Origin of the sequence: Pseudomonas sp. BRG-100 (assembly GCF_000737955.1) — a bacterium.
GTDB lineage: Bacteria > Pseudomonadota > Gammaproteobacteria > Pseudomonadales > Pseudomonadaceae > Aquipseudomonas > Aquipseudomonas synxantha_A.
The window spans coordinates 5406662-5430051 of sequence record NZ_JPRX01000001.1 but is presented as its reverse complement, the minus strand read 5'-3'; the positions used below and the strand labels follow the sequence as shown (position 1 = coordinate 5430051).

Sequence of the window (23390 nt, the reverse complement as noted above, 5' to 3'; positions counted from 1 at the left end):
CGTCACTTCCTTAACGTGGCGTTCAACCTTTGTTCGAGCGAGGTGAGGATATTTTGCGTCGTGGTATTCACCTCATCATCATTAAGAGTGCGCGATGGATGCTGCCAGGTCAAGCCGACTGCGAGGCTTTTTCTATGCGGATCAATGCCTTTACCCTGATAGACGTCAAATAGCCTGAGGTCTGTCAGCCATTCCCCTGCATTTTCACGGATTACATCCAGAACGGCAGTGGCGGCGACGTCACGGTCGGCGATCAGCGCCAGGTCGCGACGCACTTCAGGAAAGCGCGACAACTCGCTGAATTTAGGCATCTTGCCCGACGCCACTTCAGCCAAGACTAGCTCAAACACGAAGACTGGACGGTCCAGCCCCAACGTTTTCGACAGTTCCGGGTGAATGGCGCCCACAAAACCTACCAGGCGACCTTCGCGCTCGATACGCGCAGTCTGGCCTGGATGCAAGGCTGGGTGACTGCCCGGCACAAACGTAAAGGCATCCAGCGCGCCGGCAAAGCCCAGTACCGCTTCCACGTCAGCCTTGACGTCGAAGAAGTCTACGACGTCGCGGCCCTGCGCCCAGCCTTCCGGCAGGCGGCTACCGCAGACCACGCCAGCCAGCATCGGCTCTTGCTTGAGGCCATCGAGCTGACCCACGAAACGCAGGCCGCTTTCGAACAGGCGCACGCGGTCTTGCTGGCGGTTCAGGTTGTGGGAAAGCGCTTTCACCAGGCCCGGCCACAGCGACGAACGCATGGCGGCCATGTCGTTGGAGATCGGGTTGGCCAACAACAGCGGCTCAACACCCGGGTTGAACAGCTCAAATTGTTTTGGATCGATGAAGCTATACGTCACGGCTTCCTGGTAACCACGAGCAACCAGCAGGCGGCGCAGCTCAGGCAGGTGCGCACGCGCTTCGGCCTTGGGTTGCGGCGCGAGGCGCGCTTGCGGGTAGCGAACCGGCAGGCGGTTGTAGCCATACAGACGTGCCAGCTCTTCGATCAGGTCGACTTCCAGGCTGATGTCGAAGCGATGGCTAGGAACTGCAACCTGCCACTGCCCTTCCCCATTCGAGGAAATACCCAGGCCGAGGGCGGACAGCAGTTGCTCGATTTCAGCCGGCACAATGACCAGCCCGAGCATTTGCTCAACGCTTTTGGCACGCAGGGTGATCGGCGCAATCGACGGCAGGTGCTGCTCGCTGACGGTTTCGGTGATCGGACCCGCTTCGCCACCGGTGATTTCCAGCAGCAGGCCGGTGGCGCGCTCCATGGCTTCACGGGCGAGATTCCAGTCCACGCCACGCTCATAGCGGTGCGAAGCATCGGTGTGCAGGCCATAGGAACGGGCCTTGCCTGCGATGGCGATCTGGTCGAAGAACGCGCTTTCAAGGAATACGTCACGAGTGGTCGCGGATACACCGCTGTGCTCGCCCCCCATCACGCCGGCAATTGCCAGGGCGCGAGAGTGGTCGGCGATAACCAGGGTGTCGGCACGCAGGCTGACTTCCTGACCGTCGAGCAGCACCAGCTTTTCGCCTTCCTCGGCCATGCGCACGCGGATGCCACCGTTGATTTCGGCGAGATCGAAGGCGTGCAGCGGCTGACCCAGCTCCAACATCACATAGTTGGTGATGTCGACCGCGGCGTCGATGCTGCGCACGTCGGCGCGACGCAGGCGCTCGACCATCCACAGCGGGGTCGGCTTGGACAGGTCGACGTTACGGACCACACGCCCCAGGTAACGTGGGCAGGCGTTCGGCGCGAGCACTTCGATGGAGCGAACTTCGTCATGCACCGGCGGCACAACAGCAACCGTAGGACGGGTGACGGGAGCGTTGTACAGCGCGCCCACTTCACGGGCCAGACCGGCCAGGGACAGGCAGTCGCCGCGGTTCGGGGTCAGGTCGACCTCGATGCTGGCGTCTTCCAGTTCCAGGTAAACCCGGATGTCCTGACCCACAGGCGCGTCTGCCGGCAGCTCCATCAGGCCATCATTGCCCTCGCCTACCTGCAACTCAGCCTGAGAGCACAACATGCCGTTGGACTCGACACCACGCAGCTTGGCCTTCTTGATCTTGAAGTCGCCAGGCAGTTGGGCACCGATCATGGCAAACGGGATCTTCAGGCCCGGGCGCACATTAGGCGCTCCGCACACGACCTGAAAGGTTTCCGAACCGTTACTGACCTGGCACACACGCAATTTATCGGCATCAGGGTGTTGCTCGGTGCTCAGCACCTCGCCCACTACCACGCCGCTGAAAACACCGGCGGCCGGGGTAACGCTATCGACCTCAAGACCGGCCATCGACAGACGCGCAACCAGCGCGTCGCGATCTACCTGCGGGCTTACCCAGCCACGCAGCCATTGTTCACTGAATTTCATCCTGCTCTCCTAAAGATTCGTTACGACTAGCGAAATTGCGCGAGGAACCGCAAGTCGTTGTCGAAGAACAGACGCAAGTCGTTCACGCCGTAACGCAGCATGGCCAGACGCTCAACGCCCATGCCGAAGGCAAAGCCCGAGAACTCTTCCGGATCGATCCCGGACATGCGCAGCACGTTAGGGTGGACCATGCCGCAACCCATGACTTCCAGCCAACCGGTCTGCTTGCAGACGCGGCAACCTTTACCGCTACACATCACGCATTCCATGTCGACTTCAGCGGACGGCTCGGTGAACGGGAAGAACGATGGACGGAAACGCACGGCCAGCTCTTTCTCGAAGAACACCCGCAGGAATTCTTCGATGGTGCCCTTGAGGTCGGCAAAATTGATATCGCGATCCACCAGCAGGCCTTCGACCTGGTGGAACATCGGCGAGTGGGTGATATCCGAGTCGCTACGGTACACACGGCCTGGGCAGACAATGCGGATCGGCGGCTTGTTCGCTTCCATGGTGCGGACCTGTACCGGCGAGGTATGGGTGCGCAACAGCATGTTCGCGTTGAAATAGAAGGTGTCGTGCATCGACCGGGCCGGGTGATGGCCTGGGATGTTGAGCGCCTCGAAGTTGTGATAATCGTCTTCTACCTCAGGGCCTTCGGCAATGCCGTAGCCGATGTGGGTGAAGAACTGCTCGATACGTTCCAGAGTCCGGGTAATCGGATGCAGGCCGCCCGAGGCCTGACCACGGCCAGGCAAGGTCACGTCAATGGACTCGGCGGCGAGCTTGGCCGCTAGATCGGCCTCCTCGAGCGACGCCTTGCGCGCATTGAGCACCTCTGTGACACGTTCCTTGGCAACGTTGATCAACGCACCGACTTGCGGACGTTCTTCAGCGGGCAAATTTCCCAGGGTCTTCATCACCTGAGTCAATTCACCTTTCTTGCCAAGGTAGTGAACCCGGATTTGCTCCAGGGCATTTACATCTTCAGCGCTTTGCACGGCCTCAAGGGCTTGGGCAACGAGCGCGTCCAGGTTTTCCATGTACAGACTCCAGATACAAAATAGGGGAAGAGCTTGAAGGCTCTTCCCCTATTTATGACGTTTACCACCTTGGGCTACAGGAGTAACCCAGGATGACTGTCGGGGGTACTTAAGCCAAGGAGGCTTTAGCTTTCTCGACAATCGCAGCAAACACCGCTTTTTCGTTCACGGCCAGTTCAGCCAGAACCTTACGGTCGATTTCGATGGACGCTTTCTTCAGGCCAGCGATGAAACGGCTGTAGGACAGACCGTTAACACGTGCACCAGCGTTGATACGAGCGATCCACAGAGCGCGGAACTGACGTTTTTTCTGACGACGGTCACGGTAGGCGTACTGGCCTGCCTTGATTACCGCTTGCTTGGCAACACGGAATACGCGTGAACGCGCGCCGTAGTAGCCTTTAGCAAGTTTCAGAATTTTTTTGTGACGTTTACGGGCAATGACGCCACGCTTTACACGAGCCATGAGTTACTTCCTCTAGTCTTGATCCAAAAATTAACGAAGGCGCAGCATGCGCTCGACTTTTGCCACGTCAGACGGATGCAGCAAGCTGCTACCGCGCAGTTGACGCTTACGCTTGGTCGACATTTTGGTCAGGATGTGGCTCTTGAAAGCGTGCTTGTGCTTGATACCGTTAGCAGTTTTCAGAAACCGCTTAGCAGCACCACTTTTAGTCTTCATCTTTGGCATGTTCGGATACTCCGCATTCAGTTGATAAACATAATCAGAAGGCCTGCCGTGCCCTGTTGATTACTTCTTCTTTTTCGGGGCGATGACCATGATCAGTTGGCGTCCTTCCATCTTAGGATGCTGTTCGACCGAACCGTACTCGAGCAGGTCAGCTTCAACCCGCTTGAGGAGTTCCATCCCCAGCTCCTGGTGGGCCATCTCACGGCCGCGGAATCGCAAGGATACCTTGGCCCTGTCCCCATCACTCAGGAAACGTACCAGGTTGCGCAGTTTTACCTGGTAATCCCCTTCCTCCGTCCCTGGACGAAACTTGATTTCTTTAACCTGGATCTGCTTCTGGTTTTTCTTGGCTGCGGCAATCTGCTTCTTCTTCTCGAAGATCGATTTGCCGTAGTCCATCAGCTTGCAGACAGGCGGTACAGCATCGGCGGAAATTTCCACCAAATCGAGCTTGGCTTCTTCAGCCTTAAGAAGCGCGTCTTCAATTGACACAATCCCAAGCTGCTCACCCTCAGCCCCAATTAACCGAACCTCGCGTGCCGAGATATTCTCGTTGATCGGGGCTTTCGGTGCAGCTCGTTTATCTTGTCTCATTTCACGCTTAATAATAATTACTCCGAATCTGGGCGACCACGCCGGGAAACCGCTTGCGCGAGGAACTCAGCGAACTGGGCGACGGGCATCGAGCCCAGGTCAGCACCTTCACGAGTACGCACAGCGACAGTCTGCATCTCGACTTCCCGATCTCCGATAACCAAAAGATAGGGAACCTTGAGCAAAGTATGCTCGCGGATTTTAAAGCCGATCTTTTCATTTCTCAAGTCGGACTTGGCACGAAATCCGCTTTCGTTGAGAGTTTTTTCAACTTCGGCGGCAAAATCTGCCTGTTTATCAGTGATATTCATGATCACTGCCTGGGTCGGAGCCAGCCACGCAGGGAACGCTCCCTCGTAGTGCTCGATCAGGATACCGACGAACCGCTCGAACGAACCGAGGATCGCCCGGTGCAGCATAACCGGGTGTTTACGGCTGTTGTCTTCGGAGACGTATTCGGCTCCCAGACGGATCGGCAGGTTAAAATCGAGCTGCAGGGTACCACACTGCCAGACACGGCCAAGGCAATCTTTGAGCGAGAACTCGATCTTCGGACCGTAGAACGCGCCCTCCCCCGGCTGCAGGTCGTACGCAAGGCCCGCACTGTCGAGTGCTGCGGCCAGTGCCGCTTCGGCGCGATCCCACAGCTCGTCGGAACCAACGCGTTTTTCCGGACGAGTGGACAGCTTCATTTCAACTTCGGTAAACCCGAAATCGCGATAAACGTCCATGGTCAGCTTGATGAACGCGGCGGATTCAGCCTGCATCTGCTCTTCGGTGCAGAAGATGTGGGCGTCGTCCTGAGTAAAACCGCGCACACGCATGATGCCGTGCAGTGCACCGGATGGCTCGTTGCGGTGGCAGGCACCGAACTCGGCCAGGCGCATCGGCAACTCGCGGTAGCTCTTCAGGCCTTGATTGAACACCTGCACGTGGCATGGGCAGTTCATCGGCTTGATGGCGTAGTCGCGGTTTTCCGACTGAGTGGTGAACATGTTGTCGGCGTAGTTGGCCCAGTGCCCGGATTTCTCCCACAGGCTGCGATCAACGACCTGCGGGGTCTTGATCTCCAGGTAACCGTTGTCGCGCTGAACCTTGCGCATGTACTGCTCAAGCACCTGGTACAGGGTCCAGCCATTCGGGTGCCAGAACACCATGCCCGGCGCTTCTTCCTGAAGGTGGAACAGGTTCAGGCGCTTGCCGATCTTGCGGTGGTCGCGCTTTTCAGCTTCTTCAATGCGCTGGATGTAGGCGGCCAGCTGTTTCTTGTCAGCCCAGGCCGTGCCGTAGATCCGTTGCAGCTGTTCGTTCTTGGCATCACCGCGCCAGTAGGCACCGGACAGCTTGGTCAGCTTGAACGACTTGAGGAAACGCGTGTTCGGCACGTGTGGGCCACGGCACATGTCGACGTATTCTTCGTGGTAGTACAAGCCCATGGCCTGCTCGTCCGGCATGTCTTCCACCAGGCGCAGCTTGTAATCTTCACCACGCGCGGTAAACACGTCGATCACTTCGGCACGCGGGGTGACTTTCTTGATGACGTCGTAATCTTTTTCAATCAGCGCGTGCATGCGCTGCTCGATGGCCGCCAAGTCGTCCGGTGTAAAAGGACGCTCATAGGCGATGTCGTAATAGAAGCCTTCTTCGATTACCGGGCCGATCACCATCTTGGCGGTTGGGTACAGCTGCTTGACCGCATGGCCAATCAGGTGCGCGCAAGAGTGGCGAATGATCTCCAGCCCCTCTTGATCCTTGGGCGTGATGATTTGCAGGCTGGCATCGCAAGTGATCAGGTCACTGGCGTCGACCAGTTTGCCGTCGACCTTGCCGGCCACGGTGGCCTTGGCCAAGCCTGCACCAATGGATGCGGCGACTTCGGCTACGGAAACCGAATGATCGAATGAACGTTGACTGCCGTCGGGTAGAGTAATAGTTGGCATGGCGCCTCCTCTCCTAGTGGTGACCCCTACCAAAGGTCACGTGGGTTGGGATGAGCCAGTACAAGATCCAACACCAGGCCGTTCAGTGATGAACGCCTGCCTTACAGCGGCAGGAGCCTTTCGGCCAACCGATAATCGAACCAGAGTGACTGGATTGAGCTAAAAAGAAACATGGCAAGGCGGTAATTGACGCGCCTGAAACTAGCCAAGCCCACGATGCTAGCACAGATGAACGGTCATCGCGCCGACGAAGCTTTGTGTATAGCGCAATTCAAGGCTTTATAGCTGCAAAGTGAACTTGAGCTGTACGTCGGGCCTCCAACCCACTGAGAATCGCCGTTCGTCCTCGACCCAAAGGAGCATCCCATGATGCGTTTCACCTCTACCCTCGCTGTCGCCGCTACCCTGAGCCTCCTTTCCCTTGGCGCGCAGGCTGCAGCCCCTTCCAACTGGCCAGCCGGCGCCCGTGACAGCTTTGTGAGCGACTGCAGTGCCGCCGCGAGTCAGAACGTAGACGCCAAAACTGCCAAAGCTCACTGCGAATGTGGTGCTGACAAGATCAATGCCGAATTGAGCACTGCCGAGATCAAGGAACTGATGACCAATCAGAACGCCAGCCCTGAGCTTAAGAACAAAGCGGTAGCGGCTATTTCGTCCTGCAAAGTCGTGAAGAAAAAGTAAGATTGACCACTGATCTGACGACCATATCGCTGGAAAAATGGCCTGAAAACTGCCATTTCACACAAATTATGCAGGTTTTACGGCTTTTTTTAACAGTTGATATTTCAGCGCAAAGCCCCGTAGATCGGGGCTTTGCGCCGAGCCAGGGATCAGATGCAACGCGATTGATTAGCAAACAATGCCTTGGGGGGGCTCCCAAGTCGAACATTTCGACTATGATAGCCCAGTGTGCCCAGTTGGCCTGAGCAGCACAGCACTACTGAAAATATATGTTTCTTGGAGATACACCATGTCTAATCGCCAAACCGGCACCGTTAAATGGTTCAACGATGAAAAAGGCTTCGGCTTCATCACTCCTCAAGGTGGCGGTGACGACCTGTTCGTACACTTCAAAGCTATCGAAAGCGACGGTTTCAAAAGCCTGAAAGAAGGCCAAACCGTTTCCTTCGTGGCTGAGAAAGGCCAAAAGGGTATGCAAGCTGCACAGGTTCGCGGCGAGTAATTCTCCGCTGAGCTAAAAAAAACCCCGTCCATGTGACGGGGTTTTTTATGGGCGATGCAAAAGCCGAAGCTGTCAGCCGCAATTGACCCGCGTGATCACCAGGTTGTTGTCAGTGTTGAGGTTCAGGCGGTCAGAACGATATTCCAGGGTAATCATATCGTTGGGCTTGAGGATGCGTGCATTCTGCGCGCCAGCACGGGTACGAGCCTGCTCCAGCAACTGCGGCGAGGCTTTCTGGCCGATTGCGAACTCGGCGGCCTTCGACTCACAGCGGCTATGACCGGCATCGGTCACGGTGGCGTCTTTGCCTGGCTCAGAGGCACCCGGGGTGCTGCAACCCGCCAATGCGAGTGCTGCCAACAAAGTACCGAATGAAGCGAGCTTCCAAGGCATGAAGCCTCCTATGATAAAAAATGGACAGAGATCGTGCGACAGCGATATGAACGATTGGTTTCAAGACGTTAATCGCCTGCGCGCAAGTCTGCCTGACTCGCGCGGGGCAATCGCCCAGTCAATCGTGACTAGATATGAACGCACTCAGTAGATGTCGATGTAGTCAGATGGTGGGTATGGCCAGTTCTGTTTCAGCGCGTTGAAGATCTGCATGACCCAGACCTCATCGCTGGCCGCCACAATACCGACATAGCCAGAACCCTTGGCCCAGGTCTCCAGACGAAACAGCAGGCCATCTATCTGAGCTCCACCGACTACGCCGGAAGAAATATAGGCAATACCAGCCCTGGTTACCCGAAGCTGGGTATGTACGTCGTCACTGGCGTGGGCAAGCAGTTGGCGCACGGCATCCAGCGTCAGGTTCTCAGGCTTGTTCAGATCGATCTGCACGCGGTGTTTCCCGGCTGTTAAACAAGCCAACAGTGTCGCATACCCCCTCCTTCATGCCTAAGTAGCAGTGCCAAAAGCCGCGCAAAATGGTTAACTGCGCCGCTGGAACCGCGCTCCAGCGCATTGCCCAGTACTTTCAGCCGTGAGATTTCCATGACCACCGTAACGCTCCAAGCCGATATCAAAGCCAAGTGGCCCCAGGGGCAAAGCTCCTATAGCCCCGGCAGCCCCGAAGAACTGGCGATCATTGGTATCGACCTGTTGGTCAAGGAACTGGGAACCCAGGCGGCACAAGCGTTCATCGGCCAGGTATTTGAGAAATACCCGGCCGACTACATGGGCGCACAAGAATAAGAACCGGCCGACGAACGCCGACCGGTAAAACGTATTACTTCAAACGCGCCAGACGCTCGGTCAGCAGATCGAAGAAGCCCTGGGCATCGCCGTTCTCGACCCAGAACACATTCTTCTCCTGCTTGAGGCCGTCGTACCAATCGACGATGGTCTGGCCAAAGGTTGGGCCTTCGCGGCTGTCGACGACCATATTGGCCTGACGACCGCTGAACAGCGATGGTTTGAGCAGGTAGGCAACCACGGTAGCGTCGTGGACCGGGCCACCCGGAATGCCGTAATGCTCCATGTCGCCTTTGACGTACTCATTCAGAATACTGCTGACGACCTTGCTCGCGTTGTTGTTCAGGTCCGCAATCTTCTTCAGGCGGGCGTCGCTGGTGAGGACTTTATGGGTCACGTCCAACGGCAGGTAGGTCAACTTCACTCCACTTTTGAGCACAATCTCAGCGGCCACCGGATCGGCGAACAGGTTGAACTCGGCCACGGGCGTGATATTACCGCCATTGAAGTGCGCACCACCCATCACCACCACTTCCTTGATGCCCTGGGTGATTTCCGGCGCCTGGGTCAGTGCCAGCGCGAGGTTGGTCTGCGGACCGAGCATGGCGATGGTGATGCTGTGCGGTTTGGCGGTGCTCAGCGTCTTGATCAGGTAGTCAACGGCATTACCTTCGGCCAGGCCTTTTTTCGGCTCGTGCACGGTGACGCCGGAGATGCCCTCTTTGCCATGGATATTCTCGGCGTAGATCGGCTTGCGCAACAGAGGCGCCGGCGCACCTGCGTACACCGGAATGTCCTCACGCCCTGCCCACTCGCGCGCCAGACGCGCATTGCGGGAGGTCTTGTCCAGGCGCACATTACCGGCGACGGTGGTCAGCGCACGAATGCTCAGCTCCTCCGGCGAGGCCATGGCGAACAGCAGCGCCACCACGTCATCGGCCCCAGGGTCGGTATCGATGATCAGGTCGATTTTTTCCGCCGCCTGGGCGCTTGCAGCTGTGAGTGCGGACAAAAGCAGAACACTCCGGAACAGGTTTTTCAGGATGGGTAGACCACGTTGCATAAAGCACTCCTTGTCATTGGGGGGACGCTAAAACGTTACGCCGGATACCAGCGCGATATTGCAGTAAGGCTGGCACTCGCCGGTACGCACAACCGCGCGTGCTGTGCGGCTCAGTTGCTTGAATTCTTCATGGCTGAGCAGCCGCCGCTCACCCAGCGCTGCCTGCTCTGTCAGCGCATTGAGCTCGCTCAGCGCCGGCGGTTGCTTGAGCAGGATTTCCTCCGCGAGCACGTGGCTTTCAACCTGCATCTCACTGAGCACAATGCGCAACGTGCTGATGAAATCCGGAATGCCCTGGGTCAGTGCCAGGTCGATCAATTCCACGCCGGGCGGCACCGGCAAACCGGCATCGCCGATGACCAGCACGTCACCATGACCCAGGGACGCGATCACGCGTGACAGGGCGATATTGAGCAAAGGTGTCTTTTTCATGAGGGCACAAAACCTTGTACGTCGTGCAGCGTAGGAATGGAAGGCTGAGCGCCGGCGCGGGTCACAGACAACGCCGCCGCTACCTGGCCAAAACGGATCGCCTCGGCTTCGCTCTTGCCAGCGGCCAGTGCAGCGGCAAAGCCACCGACGAAGGTATCGCCAGCGGCTGTGGTGTCCACCGCCTTGACCTTCGGCGCCAACAGATGCTCGAAGCTGCTACCGTCGGCAAACAGTGCCCCCTGGGCGCCAAGCGTAATGATGACTTTACCCGCCCCCGCCTTGATCAGCGCTGTTGCGGCGACCTTGGCGCTGTCGAGCGAGTCGACGGTGACGCCGCTCAGGGCGGTGGCTTCACTTTCATTGGGGATCAGGTAATCGATCGAGGCATACCACTGAGCGGGCAAAGGCCCACTCGCGGGCGCCGGATTGAGGATGACTGTCTTGCCCAGTTCGCGGCCGCGCTTGAGCGCATGACCAACGGTGTCCATCGGCACTTCAAGCTGGCAGATGATCACGTCTGCCGCCTGCAGCACAGCGTCGCACGCTTGCAGAGACGCGGGCGTCAACTCACCGTTGCTGCCGGCCACAATGACAATCGCATTCTGGCTGCTGTCATCCACCACGATCAATGCCACACCACTGGAGCCCTCTACGGTGCTGACCGCCTGGCAATCGATCCCTTCCACCAGCAGTGCATCACGCAATTGACTGCCATAGGCATCGGTGCCCACGCATCCGATCATCGCAACACTGGCCCCCAGCCGCGCCGATGCCACCGCCTGGTTGGCGCCCTTGCCACCCGCAACGGTGGAAAAGCTCTGGCCGATCAAGGTCTCACCGGCACGCGGCAAGCGACTGGCCCGGGTGACCAGGTCCATGTTCAAGCTGCCTACTACCACTACTTTTGCTGGCATACATCAGTACTCATCAATTCGGTTCAGCGGTATTGGGCGAACACACCGGCCAATGGCGCCGTCGACTCACGCAAAACGATACTTGGCGTCACGATGCGTTGATCGATCGACCGTTGGGGTGTTGCTATTCGTTGCAATAATAATTCGGCCGCCGTCTCGCCCAATTGCAGGATCGACTGCCCAACCGTGGTCAGCGCAGGATAGACGTAGCGTCCCATCTGAATGTCATCGAAACCGATCACCGACAACTCGGCCGGCACGCGGATGCTGCGTTCTGCGGCTGCGCGCAGCACGCCGAAACCAATCATATCGTTGCTGGCGAAAATCGCGCTGGGCGGGTTTTGCGCTAACAATTGCACGGCTGCGGCATGCCCCCCCGTGCTGGTGAAATCGCTTTCCAGGATCCGGCTGGCCAACACCTCGACACCCGCCTCGCGCAATGCACGCTGGTAACCCGCCAGGCGCATTTGTGCCACGCGGGTATGCCCCGGGCCGCCGATACAGGCGATATCCCGATGGCCCAACTCCAGCAAGTGCCGGGTCGCGAGGTAGGCGCCCTGTTCGTGGTCGATACGCACCAGGTCGACATCGATTCCATCCAGGGCCCTGTCGACAATCACCATGGGCGTGCGCACTGCACTCAAGCCCGCCGCCAAGCCGCTGTCATCGCCGCCCACCGACGTCACGATCAAGCCGTCGACGCGTTTTTCGAGCAACACGCGCAAATAACTGCGCTGTTTTTCCGCGTCGTCGTCGGAGTTGCAGAGGATCACGCAGTAGCCATTACGCTCGCAATAATCCTCGATGCCCCGCGCAAGCTCGGCAAAATACGGGTTGAGGCTATTGGGCACCAACAGGCCAATGGTGGCCGTGGTCTTGGCCTTGAGCGAACGCGCCACGGCGCTGGGCACGTAGTCCAGCTGTTTGATCGCCGCCTCGACCTTGATGCGGACCGGCTCGCTGACCGGACGCGTCTTGTTCACCACATGGGACACGGTGGTGTAGGAAATACCTGCAAGCGCTGCCACATCCTTGATCGTTGCCATGACTCAGCCCCGCCGACTGGCGCGCTGGCTGCGGTAAGTATCGAGGACCACGGCGATCACGATCACAGCACCGGTAATGATGCGTTTGGTGGGTTCCGTAGCGCCGATCTGCGCAAGCCCCGCCGCCAATACCGAAATGATCAATACACCGAAGAACGTACTGATGACCGAACCGCGCCCGCCCATCAGACTGGTGCCGCCGATTACCACCGCGGCGATTACCTGCAGCTCCAGGCCTGAACCAGCATTCGGGTCTGCCGCCTCCAGGCGCGAGATCTGGAACAGCGCAGCTACACCGGCCAACAGGCCCATCAGGCTGAACACCAGAATCTTGTATGGCTTGGGATTAATGCCAGCCAGGCGCACTGCTTCTTCGTTAGTGCCGATGCCGATCAGGTAGCGCCCGAAGACAGTGCGGGTCAGCACCAACTGAGCCGCAATGATCACCAGCAGCGCAATGATGAACGACGGGGAAATACCGAAAGCAATCGGGTTGGACAGCCAGGCAAACGAGTCACCGATATAAGCGGTGCGCGAGCCCGTCATTTGATAGGCCACGCCCCGGGCCATCTCCAGCACACCCAAAGACACGATAAATGACGGGATACGCCAGGCCACGGTGATGGAGCCGGTGATGGTCCCGGCCAATGCAGCGCAGCCCATGCCCAGTAGCGCAGCCGGTAACACGCTCCAGCCCCAGCCCAGGATTGCCACGCTGACCGCCGATGCCGCCAATGCCAGCACCGAACCTACCGACAGGTCGATACCGCCGATGATCAGGATGAAGGTCATGCCCACCGCCAGCACCATCAGGTCCGGAATCTGGTTGGCCAGGGTGCTGAAGGTGTCGTAGGACAGGAAGTGGTCGCTGAGTACCGAGAACAGCGCAATCATCGCCAGCAAGGCACCCGCCAGCCCCAGGTAAGTACCCAGGCCATAGAAGTTGCCGCCAGTTTTACCGGAGGAAATGCTTGTTTTCATGGGGTATTCCTAGGCGCTGCCTCATTGAGCAGCGCATCACGTTTCTGATAGCCGGCAAAGGCGGCGGCGAGCAATTCGTCCTGGGTCCAGCTGTCACGCTCGAAGGTCTCGATCAGGCGCCCCGCGGACAACACCCCGATGCGATCACAGATCAGCATCAGTTCACGCAGGTCGCTGGACACCACCACCAAGGCTTTGCCCTGGCGAGTCAGTTCGCCAAGCAACGCATAGATGTCGAACTTGGCGCCGACGTCGATGCCTCGGGTGGGCTCATCGAACAGCATCACCGCGCAATCGCGCTCCAGCCAGCGGCCAATCACTACTTTTTGCTGGTTGCCACCCGACAGCTCGGACACCAATTGCCCCGGGCTGGAACTGCGGATACGCATGGCGTCGATCTGGCGTTTGGCCAGGGCGGTTTCGTTGCGGCTATTGACGACGCCACCGCCGGAAATTTCCGGCATGTTGCCCAAGGCTATATTGGCGCTGATCGATTGGGTCAGCAGCAGGCCCTCGCCCTTGCGGTCCTCGGTGATCAGGGCGATACCATGACCAACCGCATCCACTGGCGAGCGAATACTGACCACCCTGGCCGGCGATCCCAGGGCCACGGTGCCGCTGTCGGCCTGGTCGGCACCGAAGATCAGGCGCAGCAACTCAGTGCGGCCGGCGCCGATCAGTCCGGAAATACCGTAGATCTCACCGGCGCGCACTTCAAAGGACACGTCGCGAACCTTGTCCGAACGGCTCAGGCCCTTCACCGTCAGGGCCGGTTCGCCGATGGTGCGCGGGCCCAGGTCAATGTGTTCGCCCAGCTCGCGACCGACCATCAAGGTCACCAGTTGCTCACTGTTGTAATTGGCCATCGGCTCGACGCAGACCAGCTTGCCGTCGCGCAGTACCGCAATGCGCTGGGCGACACGGGCCAGCTCTTCCAGCCGGTGTGAAATATAAATGATCGCCACGCCCCGGGCCTGCAGACGGGTGATTTGCTCAAACAGCATCTCGACTTCACGGGCGGTGAGCATGGCCGTGGGTTCGTCGAGAATCAGGACGTGGCAGTCGCCGATCAGGTTGCGCGCAATCTCGACCATTTGCTGGTGGCCAATGCCCAGGCTGCCAACCAAGGTGTCGGGGTCGATCGCATCCAGGCCAACTTGAGCCATGGCCTCGATCGCGGCTTTGCGCAGTTGCTTGCGGCTGATCCAGCCACAGTTGCTCGGCAGGTTATCCAGAAACAGGTTTTCAGCCACCGTCAGGGTCGGCAGCAGGTTGAGTTCCTGCATGACCATGCGCACGCCCAAGGCTTCGGCCTGGGTGCGGCTGGCGGGGCAGTACTCCTGACCGTTGAACTGCATGTGCCCGGTAGTCGGTGTGACCAGGCCGCCGATGATCTTCGACAAGGTACTTTTGCCTGCGCCGTTCTCACCGGTCAGCGCGAGCACTTCCCCGCGATTGAGCGTCAGGGTGATGTCGGACAGAACCGGCTGAGCATAGGTCTTGCCGATACCGCTGACCGAGAGGACAGCGTTCGGGGCGGAAGATGACATAGGAAAATCTCCAGGCGCCCGCTCAGGACGAGCGAGCGCTGTTGGGTACTGCCGGGATTACTGCTTGATGACGAGTTCGACCGGGGTTTCGATCACGCCATCTTTGGCATCGACCTTCTCACCCTTGACCAGCTTCAGTGCGTTCTGGATACCGAATACCGCTTGTTGCGCGGCAGCCTGGTCAGCGGTGGCCAACACACGACCATCCTTGAGCATTGGCTTGATCGCATCAATGTTGTCGTAGCCCACCACCAATACCTTGCCGGCCTTGCCTGCCGCACGCACGGCGGAGACAGCGCCCAGGGCCATGTTGTCGTTACCGGCCAGCAGAGCCTTGATATCCGGCGTTTCGCTCAGCATCGCTGCAGCAATCTTGTTGCCCTGGTCGATTTCCCAGTTGCCGGATTGGGTGGAAACAATCTTCATGCCTGCTGCGTCCATCGCATCCTTGAAGCCTGCGGTGCGCTGCTGGGCGTTAGTCGTGGTGGGTACGCCTTCGATGATGCCAACCTTGTCACCCGCGGCCAGTTGCTTGGCCAGGTAGTCGCCCACCAGCTTGGAGCCTTTGCGGTTGTCCGGACCTACGAACGGGATATCGAGGTTTTTGCTTTTGAGTACCTCCGGGTCCAGGCGATTGTCGATGTTGACGACCTTGATACCGGCATCAGCAGCCTTCTTCAGCACACTGGCGAGCGCCTTGGAGTCGGCGGGAGCAATGACAAGCGCGTCTACCTTGGAGTTGATCATCTCGTTGACGATGGCGATCTGCGCACTGGTGTCTGTTTCGTTCTTGATCCCGTTGGAGATCAGCTTGAACTCTGCTGGGTGCGCTTTCTGGTAGTCCTTGGCACCGTCGGTCATGGTGACGAAGAACTCATTGGCCAGGGACTTCATGACCAAACCAACAGTAGGTGTTTTGGCAGCGTCATCAGCAAGTGCAGAAGAGAGAGGCAAAGCAGCGGATGCGGCAAGCACAGCGACAGCAAGAAGACGTCCAGCGAATGGCAGCTTCATGGGTTCACTCCGATCTTATGATTATTGTGAGCAACGCTTGCACCGAAGACCTCTTCGGCGGCCTTCCCACCCGGGCGGCTGATGCGAGCTGTCACGATACTCCTGGAGCGCTCGTGAAACATCTCGCAAACGTTTGCGTTGAGCAAACTATGAGAACCTTGTCGGGATTTGTCAACGGTAGAAACTGGCCTTTCAATCCCATGCCCTCGGCCTGGTCCAACCAACCTTGGGGACTGAAACGTTTAAGGCCACCTCTTTCTCGCACTCTCTAAAACGACAGGTTTTGACGCTAATCGCACTCGAATTTTGTGACAGGGCTGTCGGACAACCGAACAAACTACCCCTCAACCGTTCGGAAAGCCGGACGCCACTCACTCAAAACAAGTTTAAAAAATCTCATAAGTTGTTTTAAATCAATACGTTAATTTAAGAAGAACCACACACTCGGCCTGGTACAAATCCTGCTTTTCCCCTGCACCTCGCGGCGTTCAGAACCGCCCGGGTGTTCTAGATGAACCGGCTACAGCACTCATCAAAAACCAGAGAGAAAAATAATGAAATCTGCATTGAAGAACTTTGTCCCGGGCGCCATGGCCCTGCTGCTGCTGTTCCCCCTTGCCGCACAGGCAAAAGAAGTCGAAAACAAAACCAAACTGTCCAACGTAGTGATCCTTGCCACAGGCGGCACCATTGCTGGCGCCGGTGCCAGTGCGGCCAACAGTGCTACGTACCAGGCAGCCAAAGTCGGCATCGAACAACTGATCGCCGGCGTTCCTGAGCTTAGCCAGATCGCCAACGTACGCGGCGAACAAGTGATGCAAATTGCTTCGGAAAGCATCAACAACGAAAACCTGCTGCAACTGGGTCGCCGCGTCGCAGAACTGGCTGACAGCAAGGACGTGGATGGCATCGTGATCACTCACGGCACCGATACCCTTGAAGAAACTGCCTACTTCCTGAACCTGGTAGAAAAAACCGACAAGCCTATCGTCGTGGTCGGCTCCATGCGTCCAGGTACCGCCATGTCGGCTGACGGTATGCTCAACCTGTATAACGCAGTCGCTGTCGCAGGTAGCAAGGATGCGCGGGGCAAAGGCGTGCTGGTGACCATGAACGACGAAATCCAATCGGGTCGCGACGTCAGCAAGATGATCAACATCAAGACCGAGGCATTCAAGAGCCCGTGGGGCCCGCTGGGCATGGTCGTTGAAGGCAAATCCTACTGGTTCCGCCTGCCGGCCAAGCGTCACACCATGGATTCGGAATTCGACATCAAGACCATCAAGAGCCTGCCTGACGTTGAAATTGCCTACGGCTATGGCAACGTGAGCGACACTGCCTACAAAGCACTGGCCCAAGCTGGCGCCAAGGCCATCATCCACGCCGGTACCGGTAACGGTTCGGTATCCTCTAAAGTCGTTCCCGCGCTGGTCGAATTGCGCAAGCAAGGCGTACAAATCATTCGCTCCTCCCACGTCAACGCCGGCGGTATGGTTCTGCGTAACGCTGAACAACCAGACGACAAATACGACTGGGTTGCGGCTCTGGACCTGAACCCGCAGAAAGCTCGCATCCTGGCCATGGTAGCCCTGACCAAGACCCAGGACAGCAAAGAACTGCAACGCATGTTCTGGGAATACTGATTACTGCTGATCGACCTGTGGGAGCGAGCTTGCTCGCTCCCACAATTGCTCCCCCTTCTCAACAAACTTCCCGAATCGCTGTCAGACGAACTTCTTGAAATTTAAGCAGTTGCGAAATCGCCTACAGTTAAATACTGTATGTGCGTACAGCAAATTAAGGAATGCTCCGTGGCAAAGCCCTCTTCCGCAGCACCTGCAGCGCCTGATGCCTATCAGCGCCTGGCTATTCGCGTGCAAAAGATCATCAATTCGACCAACGCACAGAAAGCCAAGGCAGCCTTGCTCTTCCGTTTACCCGATGAGCCGGAAGACGTGTGGCAACGTCTACTGGAAGAAATTGCAGAAAACGACAACGTCACCCTCGCCTATCGGGATGACGGTGGCGTGCAGATTTTTTGGGTTGTGCCGAAGGAAGATTGATTGTGAGTGCCCGTTTTATTGCTGTGTGCTGTCTGTTTTTAAGCGTAACCGCCAACGCCCAAGCCCCTCGGACCTTTAGCGAAGCCAAGAAAATCGCCTGGAAGCTTTACGCCCCCCAATCGACCGAATTCTATTGCGGCTGCAAATACACCGGTAACCGCGTGAATTTGAAAGCCTGCGGTTACATCCCGCGCAAAAACGCCAATCGCGCCGCGCGCATCGAGTGGGAACACATCGTGCCGGCCTGGCAAATCGGGCATCAGCGCCAATGCTGGCAAAACGGCGGGCGAAAGAACTGCACGCGCCACGACGATGTGTTCAAGCGCGCCGAGGCGGACCTGCACAATCTGGTGCCGAGCATCGGCGAAGTGAATGGCGACCGTAACAACTTCAGCTTTGGCTGGCTGCCCGTGCAAAGTGGGCAGTACGGCTCGTGCCTGACCCAAGTGGATTTCAAGGCCAAGAAGGTCATGCCACGCCCGTCCATTCGCGGCATGATCGCACGCACGTATTTTTATATGAGCAAGCAATACGGCCTGCGCCTGTCGAAGCAGGATCGCCAGCTGTATGAAGCCTGGAACAAGACTTACCCGGTGCAAACCTGGGAGCGCCAGCGCAACCAGACCGTGGCTTGCGTGATGGGACGGGGCAACGAGTTTGTCGGCCCGGTGAATCTCAAAGCCTGCGGTTGAACGTGGGCGGGGTTGCCGCCCACTTGGCACGTCACTGCGCGGCGTTGTGTTCGATAATTTCAGACACGGTGTCGGTTTTCTTCGCGCGGGCCATCTTTTCGTTGAGCAAGGCTTGTTTGGCCTCGGCCTCGGCCTTGGTTGCGAACGGACCCAACAGCACCTCATCCTTGCCGTCGACCTTCACGATATAAAAATTGAAACCATGCTCCAGCAACCAGGCGGTCAGGTCGGTGATCGCCTGCAGCTTGTGGTCTGGCGGGCCGACGCGCACATCCCATTCCTGAGCGGCAATCGCGCCGGTTTGTGGCAGGCTTTCGGTCACGGCAGGTTTGGCCTTGGGCGCATCGACCGATTTACCTTCACCGCATCCGGCCAACGCCAACACCACAATTGCCATCGCTACTTTACGCACTGCCCTGCTCCTTTGAGGATAAAGAGGCGACTTTACCATTCACTGTCTATTCTGGCCGTCATAAACGTTGGCTTAAACAATGCGAATGATGTATCGCGACCTGTATGATGCCGCCATGGGAATTAATGTCGCCTCTATGCGTCCTAAAAGAGGCAGCCACAGGGAAGCGCTTCGCAGTAAGCTACACACATCCGACACCTGCCCTGTCTGACACATGTGTCCTTAAAAGTAATCAAGGAGAAGTCCATGCTTATACTCACCCGCAAAGTTGGTGAAAGCATAAACATCGGTGATGACATTACGATCACCATTCTGGGCGTTAGCGGCCAGCAAGTACGAATCGGCATCAACGCACCCAAGGACGTTGCCGTGCATCGCGAGGAGATTTACCAGCGCATCCAGGCCGGCCTGACTGCACCCGACAAAAACCAGACGCCTTGAAACGCCTCCAGTAGCCAGCCCTTTCGTTCCCTGTAATGGCTGGCGAAAACCCAATCGGCCTGCTCGCGTCTTCCAGCCTGACCAGTGCGCTTTGAGCATGCCCCTTCGCTGCAAGATGAAACTATCTGGGCATCTGGAACTTGTTGAAGTATTCGCAGCCCAATTTCTGACATTTTATCCTGCCATCCGTGTGCATTCAGGAATACGTCGATGAGGCCAGTCGCGACGCCACCTCTTGTTTCCAGATCCTGGATGATCGCCCTGCTGATCGGGGTGGCCTTCCTGGCGCTTGGGTATGGGGTGAGAGTCGAAGTCGAGGGCGCCGATCCCGACGCCCATTCCTGGCTGGACCTGGCGCTCCTTCTCTGCGGCTACCTGCTGGTGTTCTGCCTCAAACCCATCCAAAAAGTTATCTTGCGCAAGCTATGCCAGCGCGCAGCGCATCGTGCCCATCAGAAAACCACACGCTGAGGACCTGCTGCGTATCACGGCGCCAGCTTGCGCAAAGACAACAAGCCATCAGCGCCATGCTCGGTGCATAAATCGCCGTAGTCGTTGATGCAAGCGTGTGCAGTCACCATGGGCTCCAAGTGTGCCGAGGTGACAACCACAACATCCGCCCCCGCTGCTTCACCCGCTCGAATGCCCACCGCGGCGTCTTCGAACACCAGGCTGTCCTCAACCGACACCCCCAGGCGTTTCGCGCCCAATAAATAGCACGCAGGGTCGGGTTTACCGTTGGCCACATCTTCGGCCGTCACCCACACGGCCGGCACGGGAATGCCTGCCGCTTGCAGTCGACGTAACGCCAGCGCCTTGGGGGCAGACGTGACCAGTGCCCATTGATCCGCGGGCACGCCTTTCAAAAACGCCACTGCGCCGGGAATCGCTACAACGCCGTCGACATCGTTGAGCTCCGCGTCGGTAATCCACTGGGCTTCAACTTCTGGATCGACACCCGGCAACGCCTGGCGGGTGATCGTATCAATCGCGCGCGCGCCATGAATGGTAGGCAGAAACGCTTCCACATCCAGACCATGGCGCTCGGCCCAGATGCTCCATACACGTTCGGCCGCAGCGATGGAGTTGAGCAGGGTCCCATCCATATCGAACAGGAAAGCGCGGTAACGCCGGTTGAACACGGATGAAGTTGGGATGGACACTGCGCGGCTTCCTCATGAGCTGGACCCCTGCAATCTACGGATCACCTCGGCGCTTGTAAACGTAGAGCCTCCTCGACCGGACACTCATTGCCCACGCGCCAGGCTCGAACCAAGAATGACGAACTTGTCATGATCCTGTTGGTTGGCTGTTGGGGTCGCCTGGTTACTGTGAACTCACTGCCAACCCGGCAGCCCCCAGCCACGAGAGAGACCGCCATGAAACTGTTCGCCCTGGGCTTTGCCGCCTTGCTCGCCACCGGTACTGCCTTCGCTGCCGACGTAACGTCTGCCAGCGATGTCATCCACGACAAAACCGGCTTCTTCCTACACCTGGATGTCGACAAGGTGCTATCGAGCACCGACATCTCTGGCCAATGCGGGATTGTCCCGGCGCACTTGCGCTACCTGGACCATCAGGGCCGCGAACACCTACTCGATTACCAGGTCCAGGGCGTCGGTTGCGCCAGTGACAATTGATCGGGCTACACTTGCGCCACTTATTGAAGCAGGACACTTTCCATGAACATCCTCGTAGTCGAAGACGAACCCAAGGCCGGCAATTACCTGCTCAATGGCTTGCAGGAGCTGGGCCACTCGGTGAGCCTGGCGCGCGACGGCGTAGAGGGTTTGCACTTGGCCCTGGAAACACCATTCGACGTGATCGTGCTGGACGTGATGATGCCGAAAATGGATGGTTGGGAAGTGCTGCGTCGCCTGCGCAAAGAGGCCGATACACCGGTGCTGTTCCTCACCGCTCGCGATGACATCGCCGACCGCATCAAAGGCCTTGAACTGGGTGCCGACGACTACCTGATCAAACCCTTCTCCTTCGCCGAACTGGTTGCACGCCTGCGCACCCTCAACCGACGTGGCCCGAGCCGCGAAGAAGAACAGCTGCACATCGCCGACCTGCACATTGACGTGCTCAAGCGCCGTGTGACCCGCGCCGGTACGCGCATTACCCTGACCAACAAGGAATTCGCCTTGCTGCACCTGTTCGCCACCCACCAGGACCAGGTGCTGTCGCGCTCGCTGATCGCTTCACGCGTATGGGACATGAACTTCGACAGCGACACCAATGTGGTCGATGTTGCCGTACGCCGCCTGCGCCTGAAGATCGATGACCCGTTCCAGCTCAAACTGATCCACAGCGTGCGGGGCATTGGCTACCGCTTCGATACCCAACCATGAAGCGCGATCGCCATTATTCCCTGACCCTGCGCCTGGCATTGATCTTTGCCCTGCTCGCCTTCGCCCTGCTGGCCACCCTGGGCGTGACGCTATACCACGAGCTGGAGCGTGAGCTGATCAAGCGTGACGACGCCGCGCTGATCTCGCGCGCCAACCAACTGCGCAACGTGCTCAATGACGGCAATACCCGCGAGCTGATCAAGACCAAGCCCCAGCTGTTCCAGAACATGCTGGGCAACAGTGAGTCGGTACTGAGCATCGCTGCACCTGGGCAGACTCCGTTATTGCTCGTCAACCCGGGCAACATTCAAATACCGGCCGTGCCGGCCGTGGCAAAAGACCACGCCCTTGGACTCGCCGACGTACACCATTTGCCCGGCGTAGATGGCGTGCCCTTCGCCACCGTGGCGGCTTTCATCGACACCGGTGACCTGGGGAGCCTGCAAGTCACCGTCGGGCGCCTGATGGCTGAACGCACAGCCATGCTTGCCAGTTATCGCTTGAGTGTTTTTATCCTGGCCAGCATCGCGGCGGTCATTCTCGCCTTGGTTGGTTATGTGCTGGTACACCGTGGGCTGGTGCCCTTGCGGCGCCTGGCCGGACATGCACAGGGCATCGGCGTGAACAACCTGGCCGAGCGCCTGGGCAGCCAAGGCGCGCCCAAGGAGCTGCTGCCGATGATTGACGCCTTCAACACCATGCTTGAACGGCTGGCCAAAGGTTTTATTCAACTGGGCCAGGTGTCCACCGATATGGCCCATGAACTGCGCACCCCCATCAATAACTTGCTCGGTGAAACCCAGGTCGCGCTGCAACAGAGCCGCACTATTGAAGACTATCAGCAGTTGCTGGCCTCTAACGTTGAAGAGCTTGAGCGCCTGGCACGGATGCTCGACAACATGCTGTTCCTGGCCCGCACCGACCCCGCCAGCGCCCTGCGTCAGCGCCAGGCGCTGGACGCAGCCGATGAAGTGGAGCGCATCGCCGATTATTTCGAGGGCTTGGCCGGTGATGTGGGTATGCACATCGTTGGCGTGGGCAAAGGTGTGATCTGGGCGGAGCCGATGCTGCTGCGCCGTGCCCTGGCGAACCTGTGTGCCAATGCCATCAAGTATGGCGCGCCGAACACCGAACTGAATATCCAGGCCATCCCGACGGTCGAGGGCACTTGCATCAAGGTCAGCAACCAGGGTGCAACCATTGCCGCGGAGCATTTGACCAGGCTGTTCGAACGCTTTTACCGGGTGGATGAATCCCGTGAATGTTCATCCCAGTCCAATGGACTGGGATTGTCGATTGTGGCGACCATCATGCAGCTGCATAACGGTCGGTATGGCGTCAGCAGTGAAGACGGCGTGACGTGCTTTGAATTGTTTTTCCCCGCACAGGAGACGTGAGG

Annotated in this window: 28 protein-coding genes; 11 read left to right on the top strand and 17 right to left on the bottom strand. The window is 58.2% G+C overall.

The annotated features are described in order from the left end of the window. Positions 1-2: 2 nt before the first annotated feature. The 6 genes from pheT to thrS all read right to left on the bottom strand — a co-directional run bounded on the left by pheT (position 3) and on the right by thrS (position 6649). Positions 3-2381, bottom strand: coding sequence for a phenylalanine--tRNA ligase subunit beta (pheT, locus tag JH25_RS03370; protein WP_032880291.1), 2379 nt, complete (start codon positions 2379-2381; stop codon positions 3-5). Positions 2382-2407: 26 nt separating this feature from the next. Next, positions 2408-3424 (bottom strand): phenylalanine--tRNA ligase subunit alpha, encoded by a 1017-nt coding sequence (gene pheS / locus JH25_RS03375; RefSeq protein ID WP_003192486.1) that lies wholly within the window; start codon positions 3422-3424, stop codon positions 2408-2410. A gap of 109 nt (positions 3425-3533) precedes the next feature. Then, a complete protein-coding gene (gene rplT / locus JH25_RS03380; protein WP_005789679.1) occupies positions 3534-3890 on the bottom strand; it encodes a 50S ribosomal protein L20 in 357 nt (118 codons plus the stop codon). Positions 3891-3920: 30 nt separating this feature from the next. Then, positions 3921-4115 carry a 50S ribosomal protein L35 gene (gene rpmI / locus JH25_RS03385; protein ID WP_002553160.1) on the bottom strand — a complete coding sequence of 65 codons (195 nt, stop codon included), beginning with the start codon at positions 4113-4115 and terminating at the stop codon, positions 3921-3923. Between the two features lie 60 nt (positions 4116-4175). Further along, positions 4176-4727 carry a translation initiation factor IF-3 gene (gene infC, locus JH25_RS03390; RefSeq protein WP_169851780.1) on the bottom strand — a complete coding sequence of 184 codons (552 nt, stop codon included), beginning with the start codon at positions 4725-4727 and terminating at the stop codon, positions 4176-4178. After that, on the bottom strand, positions 4727-6649 hold the full coding sequence (gene thrS / locus JH25_RS03395) for a threonine--tRNA ligase (RefSeq protein ID WP_005789682.1): 1923 nt from the start codon (positions 6647-6649) through the stop codon (positions 4727-4729). Before thrS ends, infC begins: the two co-directional genes overlap by 1 nt. A gap of 366 nt (positions 6650-7015) precedes the next feature. Between thrS and JH25_RS03400 the strand changes: the two genes are divergently transcribed. Both JH25_RS03400 and JH25_RS03405 read left to right on the top strand, forming a co-directional pair. After that, positions 7016-7330: a hypothetical protein gene (locus tag JH25_RS03400; protein ID WP_078821838.1), complete on the top strand. Its 315-nt coding sequence runs from the start codon at positions 7016-7018 to the stop codon at positions 7328-7330. Between the two features lie 289 nt (positions 7331-7619). Beyond that, positions 7620-7832, top strand: coding sequence for a cold-shock protein (locus JH25_RS03405; protein WP_003234260.1), 213 nt, complete (start codon positions 7620-7622; stop codon positions 7830-7832). Between the two features lie 72 nt (positions 7833-7904). Here the strand turns inward: JH25_RS03405 and JH25_RS03410 are convergent, their stop codons facing one another. Beyond that, the gene (locus tag JH25_RS03410) at positions 7905-8225 is read right to left on the bottom strand and encodes an I78 family peptidase inhibitor (protein ID WP_032880290.1); all 321 of its coding nucleotides are present in this window, start codon (positions 8223-8225) and stop codon (positions 7905-7907) included. 144 nt (positions 8226-8369) lie between these two features. Next, positions 8370-8675, bottom strand: coding sequence for a hypothetical protein (locus tag JH25_RS03415; RefSeq protein ID WP_032880289.1), 306 nt, complete (start codon positions 8673-8675; stop codon positions 8370-8372). Between the two features lie 153 nt (positions 8676-8828). Between JH25_RS03415 and JH25_RS03420 the strand changes: the two genes are divergently transcribed. Then, entirely contained in the window at positions 8829-9029 is a 201-nt protein-coding gene (locus JH25_RS03420) for a hypothetical protein (RefSeq protein WP_032880288.1), read from the top strand. A 34-nt stretch (positions 9030-9063) separates the two neighbouring features. Here JH25_RS03420 and JH25_RS03425 read toward each other — a convergent pair whose 3' ends face one another. Genes JH25_RS03425 through JH25_RS03455 form a run of 7 tightly spaced genes read right to left on the bottom strand, consistent with a single transcriptional unit; the run spans position 9064 to position 16029 of the window. Further along, on the bottom strand, positions 9064-10092 hold the full coding sequence (locus tag JH25_RS03425; protein ID WP_032880287.1) for a nucleoside hydrolase: 1029 nt from the start codon (positions 10090-10092) through the stop codon (positions 9064-9066). A gap of 27 nt (positions 10093-10119) precedes the next feature. Continuing rightward, on the bottom strand, positions 10120-10524 hold the full coding sequence (gene rbsD / locus JH25_RS03430; protein ID WP_032880285.1) for a D-ribose pyranase: 405 nt from the start codon (positions 10522-10524) through the stop codon (positions 10120-10122). Continuing rightward, positions 10521-11438, bottom strand: coding sequence for a ribokinase (rbsK, locus tag JH25_RS03435; RefSeq protein WP_005789694.1), 918 nt, complete (start codon positions 11436-11438; stop codon positions 10521-10523). Before rbsK ends, rbsD begins: the two co-directional genes overlap by 4 nt. Positions 11439-11461: 23 nt before the next feature. Beyond that, positions 11462-12484, bottom strand: coding sequence for a LacI family DNA-binding transcriptional regulator (locus JH25_RS03440; protein WP_032880284.1), 1023 nt, complete (start codon positions 12482-12484; stop codon positions 11462-11464). Positions 12485-12487: 3 nt separating this feature from the next. Then, positions 12488-13465, bottom strand: coding sequence for an ABC transporter permease (locus JH25_RS03445; RefSeq protein ID WP_032880283.1), 978 nt, complete (start codon positions 13463-13465; stop codon positions 12488-12490). Further along, on the bottom strand, positions 13462-15015 hold the full coding sequence (locus tag JH25_RS03450; protein ID WP_005789698.1) for a sugar ABC transporter ATP-binding protein: 1554 nt from the start codon (positions 15013-15015) through the stop codon (positions 13462-13464). Before JH25_RS03450 ends, JH25_RS03445 begins: the two co-directional genes overlap by 4 nt. Before the next feature lie 57 nt (positions 15016-15072). After that, positions 15073-16029 (bottom strand): sugar ABC transporter substrate-binding protein, encoded by a 957-nt coding sequence (locus JH25_RS03455; protein WP_032880281.1) that lies wholly within the window; start codon positions 16027-16029, stop codon positions 15073-15075. A 554-nt stretch (positions 16030-16583) separates the two neighbouring features. Here JH25_RS03455 and JH25_RS03460 point away from each other — a divergent pair. From JH25_RS03460 to JH25_RS03470, 3 genes are all read left to right on the top strand, one after another. Beyond that, entirely contained in the window at positions 16584-17672 is a 1089-nt protein-coding gene (locus JH25_RS03460) for an asparaginase (RefSeq protein WP_005789702.1), read from the top strand. A gap of 168 nt (positions 17673-17840) precedes the next feature. Next, the gene (locus JH25_RS03465) at positions 17841-18092 is read left to right on the top strand and encodes a DUF1654 domain-containing protein (protein WP_005789704.1); all 252 of its coding nucleotides are present in this window, start codon (positions 17841-17843) and stop codon (positions 18090-18092) included. A 2-nt stretch (positions 18093-18094) separates the two neighbouring features. Then, a complete protein-coding gene (locus JH25_RS03470) occupies positions 18095-18784 on the top strand; it encodes an endonuclease (protein ID WP_005789706.1) in 690 nt (229 codons plus the stop codon). A 31-nt stretch (positions 18785-18815) separates the two neighbouring features. On the opposite strand, the gene JH25_RS03475 is transcribed toward JH25_RS03470, so the two are convergent. Continuing rightward, on the bottom strand, positions 18816-19181 hold the full coding sequence (locus JH25_RS03475; RefSeq protein ID WP_032880279.1) for an SPOR domain-containing protein: 366 nt from the start codon (positions 19179-19181) through the stop codon (positions 18816-18818). A 261-nt stretch (positions 19182-19442) separates the two neighbouring features. Between JH25_RS03475 and csrA the strand changes: the two genes are divergently transcribed. Both csrA and JH25_RS03485 read left to right on the top strand, forming a co-directional pair. Next, positions 19443-19637 (top strand): carbon storage regulator CsrA, encoded by a 195-nt coding sequence (csrA, locus tag JH25_RS03480; RefSeq protein ID WP_003192511.1) that lies wholly within the window; start codon positions 19443-19445, stop codon positions 19635-19637. A gap of 210 nt (positions 19638-19847) precedes the next feature. Then, positions 19848-20108, top strand: coding sequence for a hypothetical protein (locus JH25_RS03485; protein WP_032880277.1), 261 nt, complete (start codon positions 19848-19850; stop codon positions 20106-20108). Between the two features lie 14 nt (positions 20109-20122). Here the strand turns inward: JH25_RS03485 and JH25_RS03490 are convergent, their stop codons facing one another. Continuing rightward, positions 20123-20800, bottom strand: a complete 678-nt coding sequence (locus tag JH25_RS03490) for an HAD-IA family hydrolase (RefSeq protein ID WP_032880275.1) — start codon at positions 20798-20800, stop codon at positions 20123-20125. A gap of 216 nt (positions 20801-21016) precedes the next feature. On the opposite strand from JH25_RS03490, the gene JH25_RS03495 reads away from it, so the two are divergent. From JH25_RS03495 to JH25_RS03505, 3 genes are read left to right on the top strand one after another with little or no spacing between them, the layout of a single operon-like run. Beyond that, positions 21017-21277, top strand: a complete 261-nt coding sequence (locus JH25_RS03495) for a DUF2790 domain-containing protein (protein ID WP_032880274.1) — start codon at positions 21017-21019, stop codon at positions 21275-21277. A gap of 42 nt (positions 21278-21319) precedes the next feature. Next, positions 21320-21991, top strand: coding sequence for a heavy metal response regulator transcription factor (locus JH25_RS03500; RefSeq protein ID WP_032880272.1), 672 nt, complete (start codon positions 21320-21322; stop codon positions 21989-21991). Continuing rightward, the gene (locus JH25_RS03505) at positions 21988-23388 is read left to right on the top strand and encodes a heavy metal sensor histidine kinase (protein WP_032880270.1); all 1401 of its coding nucleotides are present in this window, start codon (positions 21988-21990) and stop codon (positions 23386-23388) included. Before JH25_RS03500 ends, JH25_RS03505 begins: the two co-directional genes overlap by 4 nt. Positions 23389-23390 lie beyond the last annotated feature (2 nt).